Source organism: Arcicella sp. GW458-12-2-14-TSB2 (assembly GCF_059423785.1).
In genome coordinates, this window is the sequence record NZ_JBWKYN010000104.1 from 1 (window position 1) to 20,212 (window position 20,212).

Genomic DNA, 20,212 nt, shown 5'->3' on the forward strand with positions numbered 1-20,212 from the left:
ATATGAATGATAGGAATATGATAAACGGTTTATTTTAATTTTTCAATAAATTAAAAGTGTTTCTACAAACTGTGGAATATTTTTCACAACTTGTGCAAAAGTATCACTAGCCACCAACTCCCCAAATAGTTTTATACTTTTTTAGAATATTTATATTTAATATTTATATTTATTTAACTATCTGATAATCAATTGATTGTCTTTTTTATTTATAGCTTTTTATAAAAAAATAAATAAAAACAAATTTACGGCTCATTAATTGAAAATAGGTAGTCGTCACTCCTAAAACTATATTACCATGATGAATTTATCTCAGAGCCAGAGACAGACTTTCAAAATTACGCCTTTGCAAATACAAATGCTTAATTTTTTGCAATTATCAACACTTGAGTTGGAAGAACGTATCAAAAATGAATTGGAAGAAAATCCATTGTTAGAGGAAGGGGCTGTAGCTACTGAGGATACTTCAGATGATTTTGATAAAGATGGTGAAGTAGATGATTTTCAAAATATTAGTAAACCAGACAACGACTATGCTGACTGGGACGAATATGCTCATGATGATATCCCCGATTATAAAACCAAAGTAAATAATCATAGTGAGGACGATGAACTGTATAGCTTGCCCATCGCACAAAATACCGATTGGCGTACTGAATTGAAAAGCCAAGTTCATTTTTTACCCTTGAATGAAAAGCAAAGTGTTTTAATAGATTACATCATTGATTCCTTAACTGACGAGGGATTCTTGACTTACACATCAGAAGAAATTGCTGATGATTTTTCTTTTGCTAACGGGCTCTTTGTGGATGCCACTGATGTAGAGCAATTACTAAAGGTATTGAGGATGATGGAGCCTGTAGGAATTGCTTCAGCAGATTTACAAGAGTGCTTGATGAGACAGCTTCAATATAAAAAAGATAGAGGACAGGAGGTATCTTTAGCAATTGATATTGTGGCTTTTAATATGGACGAACTAGCAGTGCGTAATTATGAAAAAATTATGCGTTTAAGAGAAGTAACTTCAGATGAATTGAAAGCTGCCTTAGCACAAATTACTGCTTTAAATGCCAAGCCTGTGATTGATGGAGAGACGTCTTCCATTGCGATAAAAGACAATATCATTCCAGACTACATCATTACGTATGAAACAAATATGTATGGAGATACTCAGATAGATATCGCCTTGAATAATAGTAGAATTCCTTCGTTAAAAATTAATCAAGATTTTGCCAATGCTATCACTTCCAACAAAGATAAAGCGGCAAATCAATATATTAGTAACAAAATAAGCTCTGCTAACTGGCTTATTGAAGCGATTCAACAAAGAGAAATGACGATGCTCAAAACGATGCAGTCGATTGTTTATCTTCAAAAAGATTTCTTTAAAAATGGGGATGTTAGTAGTTTACGTCCAATGATTTTGAAAGACGTTGCCACTCAAATCAGCATGGATATCTCAACAATTTCAAGGGTGACAAGTGGTAAATATGCTCAGACACCCTTTGGAATTATTAATTTAAAAGATCTTTTTTCTGAAGGAATACGTATGGATTCGGGAGGGGAAGTTTCAAACCGTGAGATTCAACAGGCTATTGCTAATTTAATATCGAATGAGAATAAGAAAAATCCATTTAATGATTTTCAATTGATGGAGTTATTGGCACAACAAGGGTACAACATTGCGCGAAGAACTGTAGCTAAGTATCGCGAAAATTTGAATATTTCTTCGGCACAACTAAGAAGACAACTATAATAAACTAGAGATTCTAATGATTAAGAAGCGTACACACTGGCTTTCTTAAGATTACCTTTTATCTCTTTACTCAACAATAGAACTATGCAACGGATTTTAGTAATTGACGATGATATTGATATATGCTTACTACTTCGTCGTTTTTTGACCAAAAATAATTATGAAGTAGCAATTGCACATGATGGTAATACAGGCTTGAATTTACTTCAGGAGTTCAGACCAGATTTAATCATGACTGATTTTAGATTGGGCGATACCGATGGTAGTACGATACTATTGAAAATCAAAGAGAAATTTCCCTTTGTACCGGTATTGATTATTACTGGTTATTCAGATATAAAGGTTGCAGTAAATGTGATGAAAATGGGGGCTTATGATTATATCACAAAGCCACTCTTCCCTGATGAAATCTTGCTGACAATTAAGAAAGCCTTAGAAAGTGTAGAAACTGAAAAAGGTAGTATGCAAGATTTAGGAGAAGAAACTGAGGGGACTGTAAGTACATCCTCAAAAAAGAAACCTGCTAAACCTGCCAATTATATTTTTGGAGATGGTGCTGAATCAAAATTCTTGATTCGCCAGATTGAATTGGTAGCACCTACTAATTACAGTGTATTGATTTACGGAGAAAGCGGTTCAGGAAAAGAAGCTATTGCCCAAGAAATACATTTGCATAGCAAAAGAGCTAATCAGCCTTTTGTAGCAATGGACTGTGGGGCTATTTCTAAAGACTTAGCAGGGTCGGAATTGTTCGGTCATGAAAAAGGAGCTTTTACTGGAGCTTTGAATCAGAAGATTGGCCACTTTGAAATGGCCAATGGTGGAACGATTTTTTTGGATGAAGTAGCTAATTTACCTTACGAAGTACAAGTACTTTTATTGAGGGTAGTGCAGGAAAGAAAAATGAAACGAATAGGAGGGACCAAAGAAATTCCTTTAGATGTTAGAATTTTAGTGGCTTCAAACGAAAAATTGATTGAAGCATCGAAAAAAGGAAAATTCAGAGAGGACTTGTATCACCGTTTTAACGAATTTAGTATTGATGTACCGCCATTACGTGACCGTAAGGCGGATATTATGGTTTTCGCCAAGTTTTTCTTAGATCAAACCAATGCAGAATTAGGGAAAAAGGTGAAAGGGTTTACTGCCGATGTGATTGATAATTTTATGAATTATGCATGGTATGGTAATCTTCGTGAAATGAGAAATGTAATAAAAAGAGCGACATTGTTAACTGACGGAGAATGGATTGAGTCGAAAACACTTCCTTTTGAAATCTCGAATTACGCCAAATTATTATTTACCGAAACCAACCCAACACCAATTGTAACACCCGTACCCTCCGTTGAGCCTGTTCATGAAATCCAAGAGACTACATCGCCAGCAGAGATATTTTCAAAACCTTCGCTGAAATCAGCGGCCATCGAGGCTGAATATGATATGATATTGAAGGTGTTGAAAGAAGTAAACTTTAATAAAAGCAAAGCTGCCAGGATTCTAGGGATTGATAGAAAAACCCTTTATAACAAAATGAAGGTATTTGAGTTATAAGCACTTCCTATTATTCCTAGTTTAAATAATGCCCAAAATACATATAAATTAATGGACGTACCCAAATATTTGTTAGAAGTATTTAAAACGGATACTGATAGCCAATCGGATATTTTCAATGGCTTTTTGCAAGCAATACCTAGTTTTGTATATCTGTTAGATTTAACAGACAGAAAGGCCATTTACCTAAATACTCGAAATAACATTGTTTCAGGCTATTCTCCGAAAGAATTATTTTCTAATGATGTAGAGGTATTCCCCATCCAAAATTTCACATCTGCGGAACATTTTTTCCAATGTTTAAAAGACTCTTTTAAGGATGCTGCCATTAATGATAGCCAAACAGTTGTGTTGAACATAAAAACACAAGCGGGGCAAAAAATTACGGTTAGTAATAAAATTACCTTAACGGAAAAGGATGATAACGACCTGCCAAGTGTATTGATGGTCTTAGCAGATGATATTACCGTTCAGAACAAGATTGTTGATAAAACAATACAAGTACAAAACCAATTAAATGATGCTGAGAAGTTATTTAACTATGGTAGTTGGGAATGGTGGGTAGGTGATAACTTTGTGATTTGGTCTGATGGTCTTTACGAAATGTTTGGGTATGACAAAAATGACTTTAAAGACTCATTGATGCCTTATGGATTTTATCAAAAACATATCTCTCCTAAAGATATCACTAGGGTTATCAAAGTGACTATGGATGCCTTAGATGAGAGAAAAGAAATCTATGAATATGAGCATGAAATACTGGATAATAAAGGCAATATCAAGCAAATAGCAGTGCGAGGTAAATGCTTTTTAGATGAAAAAGGAGAAATAATTCGGGTACTTGGTACTTCGCATGATATTACAGAAATAACAAAAATTAAGCAGGAGTTAGAATCAAAAGTAGAGGAATTATCCAAGGCATATGATGAACTCAGAAAAAGCAAAGACTTATTCAAGGAGGCTGAAGCTATGATGAGTTATGGTAGCTATGAGTGGAATGTTCAAAAAGATGACATCCAATTTTCTGATGGATTAAAAAAACTGTATGCTGGAAGTGATATTACTAAACTTCCTCCTAAGCTAAATGTAGATTTTTGTTACACGCGAATGCCGAGCGAAGATTTAGAAAATGTTAAAAATGTCCTTCACAATGCAATAACTTATAAGGAACCGTATTCTTTTGAGCATAAAATAGTTGATTTGGATGGTATAGAGAAAGATGTACATACCAAAGGCTGGGTAACGATTGATGAAGAAGGAAATGCACTAAAATTAATTGGCAATACAGTCGAGGTAACAGAATTAAAAGTTTACGAAAAAGAGCTTGAACGAAAAATAGAAGAGCTCAATCAAACCAATCAAGAACTAGGGCAATTCGCCTATGTAGCATCACATGATTTAAAAGAACCTCTTAGAAAAATTACAGCTTTTGGCGATAGACTTAATCAAAAATATAGCCAACAGCTTGATGAAAATGGACGTTTTTATCTTTCTAGAATGATTGATTCTGCTAAGCGAATGGAGGCTTTGATGGAGAATCTACTGTCATATTCTCGTTTGTCAAGAAAGATGGTAACTTTTGAGCATTTAGACCTCAATAAAACGATTGAAAATGTATTGAGTGATTTAGAAATAAAAATTAATGAAACCAATGCTCAGGTGTTTGTAAGTAAAATGCCGATTCTGGAGGCATCTGTACCTAAAATGCATCAATTGTTCCAAAATTTAATCAGCAATGCATTGAAGTTTGTAAAACCTAACCAGACGCCAGAAATACATATTGATGCCAAAGAGGCTACTAGAGGAGAACTAATCAGATTGGGTTTAGACTACAAGAATAAGAATTATTATAAAATTACAGTAAAAGATAACGGGATAGGTTTTGAGCAGGAATATGCTGAGAAGATTTTTGTGATTTTTCAGCGGTTACACGGAAGGGCAGAATTTGATGGAACAGGATTAGGGTTGGCAATTTGTAGAAAGATTGTAGAAAACCACCAAGGATTAATTATGGCTGATGGTATACCCGACGAGGGAGCTACCTTTACAATTTTTTTACCCACTGACCCAGATAGTTTAAATAAGAAATTATGAATCAAAAGAAAAGTGTAGTTATTCTAATCGCAGATGATGATCAAGATGACAGAATAATGACTCAAGAAGCTTTAAATGATTATAATGTAATAAATCAAGTAAAGTCTGTTGAAGATGGCGTTGAATTAATGGACTACCTCAGACGGAATGGCAAGTTTAATAATCCGAATGAAAACCCCCGTCCCGACCTTATCCTTTTAGACTTGAATATGCCTAAAATAGATGGGAGAGAAGCCCTTAAAATTATAAAATCTGACCCTGATTTACGCAGTATACCTATTATTGTATTGACTACTTCTAATTCGGACATAGATATCATCAAAAGTTATGATTTAGGGGTGAACTGCTTTATATCTAAGCCCGTAACTTTTACCCGTTTTATAGAGGTAATTCGTACTTTGGGGAAATATTGGTTTGAAATTATTGAATTCCCAAGTTGATAAAATAGCATATGAGAGACAACACTACTATTAAATTATTACTTGTTGATGATGATGAAGATGATTTTTTGCTTACAAAAGATTATCTAAGAGATATTGAAACTCAACAATTTGAAATTGATTGGGCTTTTTCATTTGATAATGCAGTAGAAAAAATCAAAAATAAGCAATACGATTTATGCTTTTTCGACTTTTTGTTGGGGTCTAAAACAGGCCTTGATTTACTAAAAGCTGGTACGGATCATGGGTTAAAAGCTCCCGTTATTTTACTAACAGGGAAAGGTGATAAGCGTATAGACGTAGAAGCAATGTCACTTGGTGCATTTGATTATTTGGTGAAAAGCGATTTAGACGCTGACAAGCTAGAAAGATGCATCCGTTATGCACTAGAAAGAGCCAATACGCTTTCGACACTCCGTGAAAGTGAGCGTAAGTATAGAAATATCTTCGATCAAACAAAAGAGGCCATTTTTACCGCTCGGTTAGATGGGACTTTTAATTACTTTACTCCTTCAACAGCCGAACTTTTTGGTTACACAGAAGAGGAGCTTTATCGACTTAAAAGCTATTCTGTTTTTGTTCATGCAGCAGACCGTCGGCAATTTATTAATAAGTTGGAATCTGAAGGGGAAATCAGCGACTTTGAAGTATTATTGGAAACTAAATTTGGAGAAAAAAAGCAATGTTCTATTCACTGTAATCGCCAGTTAGATAGCGATGGTAATCCATATTACCTAGGTATCATTCATGATATTACAGCTAGAAAGAAAGATGAACGTGATTCTTTACTCTATCAAAAAATGGCCGCTACTGGGCGTTTAGTTCGCACTTTGGCTCATGAGGTTCGTAACCCACTTACCAACATCAATCTTTCGATTGAACAGATGGAGGTTGATTTTGAGGAAGATGACGAAGATGCCAAATTCTTTATTGATATTATACGAAGAAATAGTCAGCGAATCAATGACTTGATTTCTGAATTATTGAATACTTCCAAGCCGTCTGAAGTAACTTTTAGTAGATATACTTTACAGGAAATTTTAGATAGTACTATTGAACAGGCAATAGATAGAATTAACTTAAAGAATATTCAATTAATTACCGATTACTCTTCAGAAATTTGGATTGATGTTGATAAAGCCAAAATTCAAATAGCCCTCCTCAACATTATTATTAATGCGGTTGAGGCTATGAAAGAAGGAGAAGGTATTTTGATAATTAAGGCTACCCACAGGAGTAAATTTGCCATCGTTACGATTGAAGATAACGGTGTAGGCATTAGTCAAGAACATATTGACCGCCTTTTTGAGCCTTATTTTACTTCAAAAAATAATGGTATTGGCTTGGGCTTGGCCGCTACCCTCAACATTATTCAATCTCATAAAGCGAGGGTAGAGGTTGAATCAGAATTAGAAAAAGGTACAAAATTTACGATTACCTTTACTCAGGTATCGTAGTATTGGGATTGTGTGGTTCTGGGAGTTTCTTCCTAGAAGAAAACAATAGAATGGTTGAAGCCATTACTATACTTGCAATGATGATTACAATCCCTAAAATAGCACTAAATACAATGTATTGATAGAATATGGTATCATTATAACGAGCGATGATGATACCACACAAAGCCCAAATGGTGGCGAATCCTATATAACTATTCCTTAAATCAATAACCAATAAGAACGTAATAAAGCTTCCAGCTAGAATCATAATACTTGCCCATGACTGCCCAAGGATGTAGCCTTCTGTCCATCCGAAGCCAACTAAACAAGCCGTAGCATTGGCGATTGTAGCGATACAAATCCAGCCTAGGTATATGCCAAACGATGCTTTTATAATAAACCTCGTAGCACTTCTAAGATACGGCTGAGTTGCTTTTATATGGTAATTGATTTTGATTAATGTAACCAGAATCCCAATCATAATAACCATTGATACCGTCAAAAACTCATAATGCCAAGCTAAAATCCATAACGAATTAAGGATAGCATTGATGATAAACCAAAAGCCAATTTCGTCTACCACGAAACCTATGGTTGGATCAGGCTTTTTCTGAAAAAGACTTTTTGCCTGCACAAAGCAAAACAGCAACAATAGAAAATAGATTACTCCCCAGATAGAAAAAGTAATACCAGCAGGCACAAACAAATTAGGATATTGGTCTGACAATTCCTTGGTCGTTTTGTCATTGAGTGGTAAAGCATTTGCTAAACCATTCATAATTACCATTACAATAAAGAAGATAAAATTGAATACTTGTAATGATTTTATTTTTATAGGATTTAATGAAACTGCTTCCATAATTTTTAAGATTAGTTTGTTATTGGGTGTTTTACTTCAAGTTCTTTTTTTATGATAAATACGGCATTGCTATTAGGCTCTATTGGCGTGCCATAACGGCGAGTATAGACTTTGGTGAATTCTGCCCCAAAGTATAGAATAATAGACGAGTAGTACACCCATAATAGGATTAAAACAATTGAGCCAGCCGCCCCAAATGTGGAAGTAACCCCCGATTGTCCGAGATAAACACCAATTAAAAACTTGCCTACCATAAATAGCAAGGAAGTAAGACCTGCGCCAATCAAGGTGTCTTTCCAAGAAATTTTACCGTCGGGCAGTACTTTAATAATTACGGCAAAGAGGAGGGTAATGATTCCCCAAATGACTATAATATTTATCAAGCTGAAAAGGAATACAGTAAAGCTACTCTCAAAATACCGCTGAAGTTGTGTGTCGAATAGTCCTAACAGTGCATTGATTGTTAAAGAAATCAATAAAAGAAAACCAAGTGTGATGATGAGTGAAAAAGATAAAAAACGGTTGATAAGATATTTTACCCAACTGTTTTTAGGTTTGGCCTTCAACGACCAAATATAATTGATAGAATCTTGAATTTCTGCAAAAACCCCTGTTGCTCCTAGTAAAAGTGTGACAAAACCCATGATGGCTGCAAAACCCGACTGGTTCGACTTTTCTGCATTTTTTAACAATTCTTGTACTTGCTTAGCTGCTGAATTACCAATTAGTTGATTTATTTGCCCAAAAAGCTCGCCTCGTATGGCATCTTTACCAAAAAAAATACCCGCTACTGAAATCACAATAATAAGCATCGGAGCAAGCGAAAAAATAGTATAATAAGATAAAGAGGCACTCAGTTTAGTAGCATTATCATTTGAAAATTCACCAAAAACTTCTCCTGCAAAACTAGTATATTCTTTGAATTTATGTTTTAGGGTATATTTCATTGTTGTATTATTTTGATGTTACTAATCTGCTAATATTATAATGCCATTATAACCTGTATAAAAATGTAGATATTTTTCTACATTTGTGGCCTTTTAAAAGGCAATTTTGCCTTTTATTTGTGGCATCAAAATTTAATTAATGAAAATGCTTAACAAATGTTACCTTTTAGCGATTAATTACGTATAAAGTAATAGAAACCAAATATGTAATTGTCCGATATGTATAATTTAATTATAGCTCCCTTAGCGAAAAATATTTTTTCTATGATTGCCTTTTTACTCTTAATAAGTTGGGTAATCAGCGTTTTTATGTTTAGTATAAATGGATTAGTCCACCTTTTTTTAGTATTTGCTTTAATTACAGTGCTGATATCAATTATTCACAAAGAGATGTAATTATTTTAATGTTCTTTAGCATTGAAATTTCTTTTTGCTTCTTCTAGTAAGTTGAGCACTTCCATTGAAAATATGAATGAATACGTAAATAGGACTACTAAGGCCAAAATGCTGAATATTGCTGTATTTTAAGGAATTTACATGTTATTAAGTTATAAATGTTAAGAATGTTGTTAGCTAAACAATTATATGTTAAAAGCATATAAGGATTGTATTATCTTACAATCCTTTTTTTTTGTGAGCAATAAAATGATCTAACTTAAAGTATTAAACCCAGAAATAAGCCAGATTGGCTGTAATTAAATAAAACCTATTCCGATGGCTCAACGATTTCCTTTCATTTTAAAATTTGCATTTTCACTGATATCAGTAACCATACTAGTGTATTGGCTAGTGGTTTTACAAGATATTCTAGTGCCTTTCTACGTGGCAGTTATTCTAGCAATGGCTTTATTCCCAATATCTAACTGGTTAGAAAAAATAGGATTGGGTAGGGTAGCAGGCGTAACTATTGCCTTGATTCTCTTTCTGGTGATTTCTGTTGGAGTTATCTGGTTGGCCTCTACACAAATAGCTAGCTTTTCTGAAATGTTTCCGCAATTAGAAAAGCGATTTACAGATTTGTTTTTGCAATGTCAAAGATGGACAGAACAACACTTTCATGTGGGACGGAAAATGCAGAATGACAAACTACGTCAGTACGCAACGGGGATGTTATCAAGTGGGGGAGTTGTATTTACATCTGCACTTTCAATGACAGGGAATATGCTTGGTAATCTATCTTTGATTCCGATTTATATGTTCTTCTTATTGTATTATCGCGATTTCTTCAAACTCTTTTTCTATAAAGTGTTTAAAAATGTGAGTAAGTATGCGATAGATACTGTTCTGACAAAGATTTATGAAGTAGTGCATAGTTATTTAAAAGGCCTTATTACGGTTACGTTCATTGTAGGAAGTTTAAATACGATTGGATTATTGGCTTTAGGAATAGACTATGCCATATTTTTTGGCTTTTTGGCAGCAGCCTTGTTAGTTATTCCCTTTATTGGTATCCTGATAGGTTCTATTTTGCCAATTATTATGGCATTGATTACCAAAGACTCGCCCATGTATGCAGTAGGAGTAGCAGGGGTTTTTATATTTGTCCAGTTTTTAGAAGGCAATTTTATTACACCACAAGTAGTAGGGTCTAAAATAAGTATCAATGGCTTAGTAGCCATTATTGCGTTATTACTTGGCTCGGCCCTCTGGGGTATCGCAGGTATGGCTCTTTCGCTGCCTACTGTGGCTATCTTGAAAGTTCTCTTTGATTCCATCACAGATTTAAAGCCATTCGGGTTTTTATTAGGAGAACCAGACCATAATCGGATTATGGAAGAGAAGAAAAAGAAGATGAGAGAGTTTGTACCTGAATTGGTTGAGACAATTAACGAAACAACTGAAGATGTAAAATCATTGGTGAAGGGTAAAAAAAAGAAGGCAGATAAGGCTGATTAACGAGAAGCTTTTTAGAAATATAATAGAAACGGATATCATTAAGGTATTCGTTTTTTTTTTATAAAATGGGTATGCAAAGTGACAAAATTCTCCCACATTGTAGCAATTTAACCTCACCTCTACAACAAATTTACCTCAGATATACCATAAAAAGAGATGGTATATGTTTTTTATATTTTTCTGTACAACACAAAGATTAAATGTTTGAATCTTTTGATGTTTTACCAATAGAACTTAAATGTTCTCAGAAAAAATTGATATTGTGTAGTATTTTCTACATAATTCCCCAGAAATACCTTGTTTTGTGGTTTTTTATACACACTTTATTTGAAGGCTCAATTTTTTTTAGATTGGTATATTTTTTTTGTCCAAAAAAAAATCAAGATACAATGAGAAATTCAGTAATTGCTTTAATGATTGTTTCGGTATTTTTTTCTTGTTCTAGAAATGAGAAACAAGATATAGCCGATAAAGCTCAAGACGCTCAAGAGTTAGTGGAAGAGAAAACAGATAGTACTGTTGAGGGGTTGAAAGACGAAGCTAAAGATGTGAGTAAGAATATTGAATCTGAAAAAGATGCTTTGGTTTCAAAGATTGATTATAGTAAAGAGCAAATCAATATCAAGCTTAAACAAGCTGACGAAGACATCAAACATGCATCAGCACAAGAGAAAGCTAGATTAGAAAAAAAGAAAAATGAATTGAAAAACTCATTAGATGAGTTAGATAAATCATTAGAAGAGTTGAAAAGTGAAAAGAAACGTGACTGGAAAGAATTTAAGAAAGATTTGAATAAGCAAATTGATAAAGTTCAAGAGAAAATTCAATAAATCTTTCAGACTAGTCAATAAAGATATTTTGTCTTTTTCATAGTGGTTAGATTGTGATAAATGGGGAGTGGTAGTCTGCTCCCATATTTATATGAAATTCCAGACCAGTATGAATAAGTTAAAAGTGGTTATAGCATAGTTAAACAGGGAGATTGTATGGATTTCCCTGTTTCTTGAAACTTTGGTGTGAACTACTTTCAAAAGATTATTAATTTAGTAATGGTTAGGTATTCGATAAAGGATAGGGAGAATCCTCCCTTTGCCTTTTTACTTAATCAATATATATGTCGATAGCATTGAGATGTGAAGTTGGTTCGACCATTTTGAAGAAGAAATCTTTTATAAGATAATAATACTAATTAAGCAGTTAGGGTTTTTGGTTAAAGGAACAGCTTTTGTGAGCTATTCCTTTTTTGTTTTGTAGGGAAAAGTTTTGGGAGATAGCTAATATCAATCCATTATTAATAATTATATTACTTCAAAATAGGAATAAAATTACCCTAAATCGCATAATTTTATCTTGGTACAATTTATGTAATGTTAAATAGGAAATTTATAAACAGTAAAACTTATGAAAAAGGTACTTGCCTTAAAAGCTCACTTATTGATTATTTCATTAATATCAATATCGTTGTCAATGTATGCACAGAAGTCTGATACTATTAAAAGAACAGTAGTAGTGGAAGTTGATACTGTGGTGACAGGAGCAAAACCGACTGTTAACACAACTACTGGAGAAGTTATTCGTCAAGAGGAAATTCAGCCACCAGTGTTTTACCGAGGGTTACTGGTCATTGAAGGGGGTGTCGTGTATAACGATAATGTGATGCCTGTATTATTGGCAGGCGAATTTGGCTTAGCCAGAAATTTTGGGTTAGATGCCAGAGCGTGGTATGGTAGTAATACTAAAAATGGAAATAAGTATGAAAATGGTTTTCTGGGCGTAGGTTTGAATTATCACTTTTCGGGTGAAGACAGCGATAAACCAAGTAAATTTGACCCTTATATAGGAGGTCTCTATGGGAAAATTTTAGATGCCTCGGGAACAGCCTTTTATGCACAAGCAGGGGGACGATTATTCATCTTCAAAAGTTTAGGCGTTTTTGCTAACCTGAATGTTGGCATTGTGGGCAAGCGAGGAACAAATTTATCTTTTGGTCTTTCTTATAAAATACATTAATACTCTTTTTTATTGAATTAAGGCTAGCACTGATTTCAATGTGTAAATACACAATGGAATCAGTGCTAGCCTTTCTTTTTGAGCTTGTTTCTCCTTATAACAAGGATAAACTTTATATTTATAGTTAATATATTTACTTGCTTGAAAGTATCTGAGCAAACATTAACCTCTAGAACATATTCTGTGATAATTGTTGACTAATTTATAACTCATTCAATAAAAAGATGAATGTTAAAGAACATATTCAAGACGTTGAACGCCAATTGAGTCGTCGAGAGTTTCTATTCAAATCTGGTTTAGCCTTGGGTGCTACTGCTTTGGGTTCTATCATCAATCCTTTAGAGGCTTTAGCTAGCAATGGCACTCCCCATTTCGCTCCAAAAGCTAAGCGAGTTATTTATTTATTCCAATCAGGTGCGCCTTCGCAACTAGAACTTTTTGATTATAAACCCAAACTTAAACAAATGTTTGGGCAAGAATTGCCCGCATCAGTACGTGGAGGACAACGATTGACAGGAATGTCTTCCAGTCAGAAATCTTTTCCGTTGGCCATGGGTAAATTCCAGTTTGCTCAATATGGCAATTCACGTGCTTGGATGAGCGATTTACTACCTCATCATCATCAGATAGCAGACGAGCTTACATTTATAAAATCGATGCACACAGAGGCCATTAATCATGACCCTGCCGTAACCTTCTTCCAGACTGGTAATCAACAAGCTGGACGCCCATCGATGGGTTCTTGGGTAAGTTATGGCTTAGGTTCTGATAATAAAAATTTACCCACTTTCTGTGTCCTACTTTCTCGTTCAAATAATTATGACCAACCGCTGTATGCTAAATTATGGGGAAATGGCTTTTTACCTTCTGAACATCAAGGGGTAATGTTTAGGGCAGGGAAAGACCCTGTTTTATATTTGAACGACCCTGACGGCATGGACAGAACCTCAAGAAGAAGAATGTTGGATTATCTAGGGAAATTGCATCAAGAACAGTTTAAGCAAGAGCAAGATGCTGAAATTAATTCAAGGATTAGTCAGTATGAAATGGCTTATAGAATGCAAACGTCTGTACCCGAAACCTTGGATATTTCAAAAGAGCCCGATTATATCTATCAAATGTATGGAGACGATGCACGCAAGCCTGGTACTTTTGCTGCTAACTGTTTGTTAGCTAGAAAGTTGGCAGAAAAAGATGTAAAATTCATTCAATTATATCATCAAGGTTGGGACCATCATGGAGGGTTACCTGAAAATATCAAGAAAATCACTAAAGATGTTGACCAAGCTTCTGCGGCCTTGATTAAAGATTTAAAACAGCGAGGAATGTTAGAAGATACCTTAGTAGTATGGGGAGGGGAATTTGGTAGAACGAATTATTCACAAGGAAAACTAACAGTAGATAATTATGGAAGAGACCACCATCCGAGATGTTTTACCATTTGGATGGCAGGTGCGGGTATTAAAAAAGGAATGACTTATGGCGAAACCGACGAGTTTGGCTATAACATCGTTCGAGACCCCGTACATGTACATGATTTTCAAGCTACACTACTACATTTAATGGGTATTGACCATGAAAAAATGGTTTTCAAACATCAAGGCAGACGCTATCGACTAACTGACGTAGCGGGAAAAGTAGTTAAGCCAATTTTAGTATAGAAGTAACAATTAACTACACGAAAAATATACAATTTGTATAATAAATATTGTATATTTATATAATGATATGACTTAAATGAAGGTTAAAATTTTTAATGTAAAAGATGACTCGCACGTAGACGCTGAAATCTGTGAAGCTATCAAAAAAAATATTCTCCTTCCTTCTTTAACTGATGGATGGAGATTTAATTTTAAGAAGCACTCCAAAGTAAAAGGGTCTAAAACATATATTTTAATTTGTAAAGAAACTTCGAATGTTATAGAAGGCTGCTTGATATTCCAAATGAAAGATAATGTAGAACCATATATGGCTTATATTGAAATTGCACCTCATAATCACGGAGATAATAGGAAATATGATAAAGTAGCTGGGTGTCTTATTGCATTTGCCTGTAGGTTAAGCTTTATTCATGGAGAAAGAGATTTTAAAGGTTGGCTTGCTTTTGATATCTTAGAAGAAGATAAGCTAAATGAAATAAGATTAATGAATCTTTACTCAAAAAGGTATAATGCCCTAAGGTTCGGTGAAACAACAATGGTTATTCCACCTGAGGGAGGCGAAAAATTAATCAATGAATTCTTACAATAGAAAATTATGGAAGATAAAGAAATTCAAATTAACCAAATTTGGAATGATGATAAGAGAAATGATTTAAAAGAATTTATTTTAGGACATGCTAAGGCTCAAACCGAAGAAAGAAAATTGACAAATCAACTGTTATCTATTCAATATAAAATAGAGGACTATATCCAAAATGATTTTGAAAATGGCGAAATGTTAAAAATACTTGATTTCGTTAAAATGTATTTAAAGGCACTAAATATCTCTCAGAAAAGATTGGCTAATTTATTTGAAATGAAGGATAGTAATTTACATAAGTATCTGGCAGGAGAGCGAAAATTGAATACAGAAATAGTGTTAAAGTTAAGCTCTTTCTCACATACCAAACCAGAATATTGGTATAGAATACAGGTTAAAAATGAATTGCTTGAATTAAAAAAAGAGAGTGGCAAAATTGATTTTTATAAAAAGTACGATTACAAAAATTTGATAGAAGTATAATCTATCCTAATCGCGTCATTTATCTTCATAAACTAACAACACTCGCTATTTTCTGAGCGAGGGTTGTTAGAGAATATGACCAATATTAATAGAGAGATAATACCTATTTAAAATCTTTTGATGTATTTCAGCGTTACTTATCAAAAACGCATTCAAAAAAAAATCAAATGTCTTATCTAAAAATTACTTTATTGGCTTTAATTGTTTTTTGTACAACTTTTTCTTGTAAGAAAGATGAAAATATCGTTGTCAAAACCAAAACAGAAAATATCACAAGTACAATCTGGCAAGTACAATCGGCGTCAGCTTCTGGGGGCTTAGTAGTCGTTTATACAAGAGATCAAGCTAATAATGGCTATGACTTATCTAAAGTAAGATTAAGTTTCAAAACCGATGGTAAGGTTACAGCCATTGATACGAATGGTAATACCTCAAGCAATGGCACTTGGAAATTCACCAATAACGAAACTTCTATCGAAATTACAGATGTTAATATTGCTGGAATCAGTTCAGGCACTTTAACCGTCATTCAGCTTACTGACAAAAACTTCGACTTTAGCAGTAAAGCATCTTTCCCACAATTAGGTATTTCAAATGTTGACGCCACTGTAAAAATGACGCCAGCACCATAATTTATAAATCACCTAGTTGCGGACGCATTACTATTTCCTCTAAAACAGTTGTGGAAGGTAAGCTATAGGCAGTCCAGATTACTGTTGCAATATCATCAGAAGCGATAAATCTTTCGGTGGGCAATTCAACACCAGCCCAAGAGTTGGTAAAAGTAGCCCCCGGAAGAATGCTCGTTACCCTGATGGCATAAGGTTTTAGTTCTTCTCTCAAAACCTTACTCATACCCAGCATGGCAAATTTTGAAATACAGTATGAACCCCCATTAGTATAGGCAACTATACTGGCTACCGAACAAATATTAAAAATATAACCAGCTTTTTGGGTAATCATATCACCGACCAATGCCCTTGTCAGGTTATAAGCACTGTAGAGGTTAGTCTCAATCATGGTCTCTAAAGTTCCTTCTTCTTCATTATGAATTTGTCCCGGCAAAAAATAACCAGTATTATTTACCAACACATCAATGTGCGGGGTAGAAGATTTTACAAAATCAGCAAAAGCCAATACTTCTGCTTTTTTTGATAAATCAGCTTTAAAGAAAAGTACATTATCGGGTAAATCATCATCAGTACTTCTGGCACAAGTAATTACTAAAAAGCCTTCTTTTGCAAATTTTTCAACGATGGCTCTACCAATACCTTTTGTGCCACCTGTTACTACTATCGTTTTGTTCATTATCTTTGTCTATTATATCTTAACTTAAAGTCGTTTAATCTGTAAAAGGTTTAAATTCTTTTCTAATCCTAGAAGTATTCATGCTTCAATAATCTCAGAAAGAATGTCAATAATAGGTAAATATTTTATTTTCTTAGGAAAACTGTTCTCGAACCGCGAAAAGTTCAAAGTATATACTAGGCTAACCGTTGATGAAGCCGTACAGATTGGGATTGGCTCATTATTGATTGTATCAATTGTTTCTTTCTTTTTAGGAGCTGTTACTTGTGTACAAACCGCAGCCAATTTAGATAACCCTTTTGTTCCGCATTATATCATCAGTTTAATTGTTCGTGATTCAACCATTCTTGAATTTGCCCCGACCATCACTGGTATCGTATTGGCAGGGAAAGTAGGTTCAAATATCGCTGGTGAATTAGGGACGATGCGTATTACCGAACAGATTGATGCTTTAGAAGTAATGGGTATTAATTCTACCTCATATTTGGTACTACCCAAAGTCGTTGCTTCTATCATTGTTTTCCCGATGTTGGTTACGCTTGCCGCTTTCCTTTCTATCTATGGTGGTTATTTGGCTGGCTGGTTAACAGGCGCAATCTCACCTCAGGAATATATTCAAGGGATTCAATTTGAATTTAACGCATTCAATGTCCCTTTTGCCTTGATTAAATCAGTTGTTTTTGCCTTCCTGATTGTTTCGATTTCTGCTTTTAAAGGGTATTTTACAAGTGGAGGAGCTTTAGAAGTTGGTCAAGCCAGTACAGCAGCCGTTACTAATAGCTGTATAGCTGTATTGATTGCAGATTACTTATTGGCTCAATTACTTGTCACAGCTTAGTTTACTCCTCAACATCCTAACGAGTTATTAAGTAATTCGTTAGGATGTAAATAGTCAATTCTCTTCTACTGACAGCATCTCCACTAGTTTCACAGCTTCTATTGCTTCTTGAACATCATGTACTCGGAGGATATTAGCTCCCTTCGTCAAAGCTATAGTATTCAATACCGTAGTAGCATTCAACGCGTCATTGGGCGATATATCCAACGTTCGCCAAATCATTGATTTTCTGGATACTCCGACAAGCATTGGACATTCCATCACTTCAAAGTCTCTGAGATGATTCAACAAAATATAGTTTTGATTGATGGTTTTGGCAAATCCGAAGCCCAAATCTATAATAATATCCTTTTGTCCTAATTGGCGTAATTGAAATACTTTTTGTTGTAAATCATCCAGCACATCCATCACCAAATCATCATAATGAGTCATTTGTTGCATCGTTTCTGGAGTACCTCTGCTATGCATCAAAACGTAGGGTACATTTAAATTAGCGACGGTTTCAAACATTTTATCATCCAACAAACCTCCTGCTATATCATTCACCATGATGGCACCAGCTTCCACACATTTTAGTGCTACCCCAGCCCGAAAAGTATCAATAGAAATCAATGCTTCTGGGAAATGCTTGATAATAATTTCCACCACAGGCAGTACTCTTGATAATTCCTCCTCTTCACCAACAGGCCTAGACCCCGGTCTGGTAGAATGTCCACCAATATCTAAAAAGGTAGCACCTGATGAAAGCATTTTTTCAACTTGTATAAGTACTTTCGATAAATCATCATACCGACTATTAGCATAAAATGAATCAGGCGTAATGTTTAATATACCCATTATTCTGGGGATAGTTAAGTCGATAAGTTTACCCTTGCAATTGATATTCATAAATTTTCATTAAACTATTTAAGGACAAAAGTCACCAAAGATAAATAAAATTGTAAAGTCATTTTGTCTAGTACTCGTAAACTACTCCAGATAAAATTTATCAAATGCTAAATTTGGCAGAATAATAATTCAAAAAATATATTTTATCTTGCCATCCTTAAGAAATCTTCTCATCATGAAACTAAAAATATTTACTGCTCTTTTTCTAGGAATGATTAATGTTACCCTTGCTCAAACGAAAGTTAAGGCGATAAAAGCAGGGAGATTGATTGACGTGGTATCTGGAGAAGTCCTGAAAAATCAAATTATTCTCATTGATAGCAATATCATTGTAAATATTGGCTCAAACCTAGCAATTCCTAAAAATGCAGAAATCATTGATTTGAGCAATGCTACAGTTTTACCAGGCTTAGTAGACTGTCATACACATATTACTACTCAACCAAGTGGTGATTATTACGCAGATATTTTTAGAAAAACACCGATGGACTATGCTGTTACGGCTCATATCTTTACTAAAAGGACGTTAGAGGCGGGTTTTACAGCTTGTAGAGATGTTGGTGCTGCGGCCTTTGTTGATGTAGCCGTCAGAAATGCAATCAATAATGGCGAAATCGTCGGGCCACGCTTAAAAGTAGCTACCTTATTCATTGGCTCAACGGGTAGTCATGGAGATTTGAATGGATTCTCTCCCTTTCTATCATGGCAGTTTCCAAAACAAATGAGTGGCGTAGCCGATGGCGTGGATGAATTAAGAAAACAAGTACGCTATAATATTAAATATGGAGCAGATGTCATAAAATTCGGTGCGAGTGCGGGTGTTTTATCTGAAGAAGAAAGTGTAGGAGCGCCTCAATTTACGCAAGAGGAAATGAATGCTATCGTAGATGAAGCAAAAATTTGGGGACGCAAGACCTGCGCGCATGCTCATGGCACACAAGCCATTAAAATGGCTATTAAAGCTGGGGTAGCATCGGTGGAACATGGCAGTTTTATTGACGCAGAGGGAATAGAACTCATGAAACAACACGGTACATATTTAGTGGCTGATATTTACAATGACGACTATATATTAAGTGAATATGGTAAACTGGGTTATCCTCAAAAAATTATTGAAAAAGAAAGACTAGTAGGCAGACTTCAACGTGAAAATTTTGAGAAAGCCGCCAAGGCAGGCGTGAAAATTGCTTTTGGGTCGGATGCTGGCGTTTATCCACATGGATGGAATGCTAAACAGTTTTTTTATATGGTTAAATTTGGGCTAAGTCCCCTTCAAGCCATTCAATCAGCTACTATCAATGCCGCAGATTTGTTAGATTGGAAAGATAAAATTGGTTCTATCTCAAAAGGAAAGTTTGCAGATATTATCGCCGTAGAAGGCAACCCTTTAGAAAATGTAAGTATTCTGGAAAAAGTGAAATTTGTGATGAAGGATGGAATTACTTATAAAAATGAATTAAAG

Annotated in this window: 19 protein-coding genes; 15 read left to right on the forward strand and 4 right to left on the reverse strand. The window is 34.6% G+C overall.

Annotated elements, in window-relative coordinates; translation table 11 throughout:
• Positions 1 to 298: 298 nt before the first annotated feature.
• The 5 genes from rpoN (at position 299) to AC07XN_RS15170 (ending at position 7,298) form a co-directional block, all read left to right on the forward strand.
• Positions 299 to 1,756, forward strand: a complete 1,458-nt coding sequence (gene rpoN / locus AC07XN_RS15150; protein WP_309912594.1) for an RNA polymerase factor sigma-54 — start codon at positions 299 to 301, stop codon at positions 1,754 to 1,756.
• An 84-nt stretch (positions 1,757 to 1,840) separates the two neighbouring features.
• Positions 1,841 to 3,307 carry a sigma-54-dependent transcriptional regulator gene (locus tag AC07XN_RS15155; RefSeq protein ID WP_309912592.1) on the forward strand — a complete coding sequence of 489 codons (1,467 nt, stop codon included), beginning with the start codon at positions 1,841 to 1,843 and terminating at the stop codon, positions 3,305 to 3,307.
• Positions 3,308 to 3,358: 51 nt separating this feature from the next.
• Positions 3,359 to 5,401 (forward strand): PAS domain-containing sensor histidine kinase, encoded by a 2,043-nt coding sequence (locus AC07XN_RS15160; protein WP_494743677.1) that lies wholly within the window; start codon positions 3,359 to 3,361, stop codon positions 5,399 to 5,401.
• Complete coding sequence (locus AC07XN_RS15165) at positions 5,398 to 5,841, forward strand: response regulator (protein ID WP_494743678.1); 444 nt, start codon at positions 5,398 to 5,400, stop codon at positions 5,839 to 5,841. Before AC07XN_RS15160 ends, AC07XN_RS15165 begins: the two co-directional genes overlap by 4 nt.
• An 11-nt stretch (positions 5,842 to 5,852) precedes the next feature.
• On the forward strand, positions 5,853 to 7,298 hold the full coding sequence (locus tag AC07XN_RS15170; protein ID WP_494743679.1) for a two-component system sensor histidine kinase NtrB: 1,446 nt from the start codon (positions 5,853 to 5,855) through the stop codon (positions 7,296 to 7,298).
• Here the strand turns inward: AC07XN_RS15170 and AC07XN_RS15175 are convergent.
• Both AC07XN_RS15175 and AC07XN_RS15180 read right to left on the reverse strand, forming a co-directional pair.
• A complete protein-coding gene (locus AC07XN_RS15175; RefSeq protein ID WP_494743680.1) occupies positions 7,282 to 8,139 on the reverse strand; it encodes a TspO-related membrane protein in 858 nt (285 codons plus the stop codon). The two genes, AC07XN_RS15170 and AC07XN_RS15175, sit on opposite strands and share 17 nt — an antisense overlap.
• A gap of 11 nt (positions 8,140 to 8,150) precedes the next feature.
• Positions 8,151 to 9,086, reverse strand: a complete 936-nt coding sequence (locus AC07XN_RS15180) for a YihY/virulence factor BrkB family protein (protein WP_494743681.1) — start codon at positions 9,084 to 9,086, stop codon at positions 8,151 to 8,153.
• 264 nt (positions 9,087 to 9,350) lie between these two features.
• Here AC07XN_RS15180 and AC07XN_RS15185 point away from each other — a divergent pair, with 264 nt between their 5' ends.
• The 8 genes from AC07XN_RS15185 to AC07XN_RS15220 all read left to right on the forward strand — a co-directional run bounded on the left by AC07XN_RS15185 (position 9,351) and on the right by AC07XN_RS15220 (position 16,348).
• Positions 9,351 to 9,482 carry a lmo0937 family membrane protein gene (locus AC07XN_RS15185; RefSeq protein WP_409014205.1) on the forward strand — a complete coding sequence of 44 codons (132 nt, stop codon included), beginning with the start codon at positions 9,351 to 9,353 and terminating at the stop codon, positions 9,480 to 9,482.
• 318 nt (positions 9,483 to 9,800) lie between these two features.
• Complete coding sequence (locus AC07XN_RS15190) at positions 9,801 to 10,982, forward strand: AI-2E family transporter (RefSeq protein WP_309912580.1); 1,182 nt, start codon at positions 9,801 to 9,803, stop codon at positions 10,980 to 10,982.
• A gap of 200 nt (positions 10,983 to 11,182) precedes the next feature.
• Complete coding sequence (locus AC07XN_RS15195) at positions 11,183 to 11,812, forward strand: beclin/Apg6 coiled-coil domain-containing protein (RefSeq protein ID WP_494743682.1); 630 nt, start codon at positions 11,183 to 11,185, stop codon at positions 11,810 to 11,812.
• Between the two features lie 571 nt (positions 11,813 to 12,383).
• Complete coding sequence (locus AC07XN_RS15200; RefSeq protein ID WP_494743683.1) at positions 12,384 to 12,992, forward strand: hypothetical protein; 609 nt, start codon at positions 12,384 to 12,386, stop codon at positions 12,990 to 12,992.
• Between the two features lie 224 nt (positions 12,993 to 13,216).
• Entirely contained in the window at positions 13,217 to 14,653 is a 1,437-nt protein-coding gene (locus tag AC07XN_RS15205; RefSeq protein ID WP_494743684.1) for a DUF1501 domain-containing protein, read from the forward strand.
• A gap of 76 nt (positions 14,654 to 14,729) precedes the next feature.
• Positions 14,730 to 15,242: a hypothetical protein gene (locus AC07XN_RS15210; protein WP_494743685.1), complete on the forward strand. Its 513-nt coding sequence runs from the start codon at positions 14,730 to 14,732 to the stop codon at positions 15,240 to 15,242.
• Positions 15,243 to 15,248: 6 nt separating this feature from the next.
• Positions 15,249 to 15,716, forward strand: coding sequence for a helix-turn-helix transcriptional regulator (locus AC07XN_RS15215; protein ID WP_494743686.1), 468 nt, complete (start codon positions 15,249 to 15,251; stop codon positions 15,714 to 15,716).
• Positions 15,717 to 15,883: 167 nt separating this feature from the next.
• Positions 15,884 to 16,348: a hypothetical protein gene (locus AC07XN_RS15220; protein ID WP_309912568.1), complete on the forward strand. Its 465-nt coding sequence runs from the start codon at positions 15,884 to 15,886 to the stop codon at positions 16,346 to 16,348.
• 1 nt (position 16,349) lies between these two features.
• On the opposite strand, the gene AC07XN_RS15225 is transcribed toward AC07XN_RS15220, so the two are convergent.
• Entirely contained in the window at positions 16,350 to 17,024 is a 675-nt protein-coding gene (locus tag AC07XN_RS15225) for an SDR family oxidoreductase (RefSeq protein WP_494743687.1), read from the reverse strand.
• Positions 17,025 to 17,127: 103 nt separating this feature from the next.
• Here AC07XN_RS15225 and AC07XN_RS15230 point away from each other — a divergent pair, with 103 nt between their 5' ends.
• Positions 17,128 to 17,862, forward strand: a complete 735-nt coding sequence (locus AC07XN_RS15230; RefSeq protein WP_309912564.1) for an MlaE family ABC transporter permease — start codon at positions 17,128 to 17,130, stop codon at positions 17,860 to 17,862.
• A gap of 54 nt (positions 17,863 to 17,916) precedes the next feature.
• Here AC07XN_RS15230 and folP read toward each other — a convergent pair whose 3' ends face one another.
• A complete protein-coding gene (gene folP / locus AC07XN_RS15235) occupies positions 17,917 to 18,699 on the reverse strand; it encodes a dihydropteroate synthase (RefSeq protein ID WP_309994519.1) in 783 nt (260 codons plus the stop codon).
• A 226-nt stretch (positions 18,700 to 18,925) separates the two neighbouring features.
• On the opposite strand from folP, the gene AC07XN_RS15240 reads away from it, so the two are divergent.
• Positions 18,926 to 20,212, forward strand: a 1,287-nt coding sequence (locus tag AC07XN_RS15240) for a Xaa-Pro dipeptidase (RefSeq protein WP_494743688.1), incomplete at its 3' end; no start/stop codon positions are given.

Coding starts and splice junctions, on each gene's coding strand:
- rpoN (WP_309912594.1), top strand. CDS start 299: ATGATGAATTTATCTCAGAGCCAGAGACAGACTTTCAAAATTACGCCT.
- AC07XN_RS15155 (WP_309912592.1), top strand. CDS start 1,841: ATGCAACGGATTTTAGTAATTGACGATGATATTGATATATGCTTACTA.
- AC07XN_RS15160 (WP_494743677.1), top strand. CDS start 3,359: ATGGACGTACCCAAATATTTGTTAGAAGTATTTAAAACGGATACTGAT.
- AC07XN_RS15165 (WP_494743678.1), top strand. CDS start 5,398: ATGAATCAAAAGAAAAGTGTAGTTATTCTAATCGCAGATGATGATCAA.
- AC07XN_RS15170 (WP_494743679.1), top strand. CDS start 5,853: ATGAGAGACAACACTACTATTAAATTATTACTTGTTGATGATGATGAA.
- AC07XN_RS15175 (WP_494743680.1), bottom strand. CDS start 8,139: ATGGAAGCAGTTTCATTAAATCCTATAAAAATAAAATCATTACAAGTA.
- AC07XN_RS15180 (WP_494743681.1), bottom strand. CDS start 9,086: ATGAAATATACCCTAAAACATAAATTCAAAGAATATACTAGTTTTGCA.
- AC07XN_RS15185 (WP_409014205.1), top strand. CDS start 9,351: ATGATTGCCTTTTTACTCTTAATAAGTTGGGTAATCAGCGTTTTTATG.
- AC07XN_RS15190 (WP_309912580.1), top strand. CDS start 9,801: ATGGCTCAACGATTTCCTTTCATTTTAAAATTTGCATTTTCACTGATA.
- AC07XN_RS15195 (WP_494743682.1), top strand. CDS start 11,183: ATGTTTGAATCTTTTGATGTTTTACCAATAGAACTTAAATGTTCTCAG.
- AC07XN_RS15200 (WP_494743683.1), top strand. CDS start 12,384: ATGAAAAAGGTACTTGCCTTAAAAGCTCACTTATTGATTATTTCATTA.
- AC07XN_RS15205 (WP_494743684.1), top strand. CDS start 13,217: ATGAATGTTAAAGAACATATTCAAGACGTTGAACGCCAATTGAGTCGT.
- AC07XN_RS15210 (WP_494743685.1), top strand. CDS start 14,730: ATGAAGGTTAAAATTTTTAATGTAAAAGATGACTCGCACGTAGACGCT.
- AC07XN_RS15215 (WP_494743686.1), top strand. CDS start 15,249: ATGGAAGATAAAGAAATTCAAATTAACCAAATTTGGAATGATGATAAG.
- AC07XN_RS15220 (WP_309912568.1), top strand. CDS start 15,884: ATGTCTTATCTAAAAATTACTTTATTGGCTTTAATTGTTTTTTGTACA.
- AC07XN_RS15225 (WP_494743687.1), bottom strand. CDS start 17,024: ATGAACAAAACGATAGTAGTAACAGGTGGCACAAAAGGTATTGGTAGA.
- AC07XN_RS15230 (WP_309912564.1), top strand. CDS start 17,128: ATGTCAATAATAGGTAAATATTTTATTTTCTTAGGAAAACTGTTCTCG.
- folP (WP_309994519.1), bottom strand. CDS start 18,699: ATGGGTATATTAAACATTACGCCTGATTCATTTTATGCTAATAGTCGG.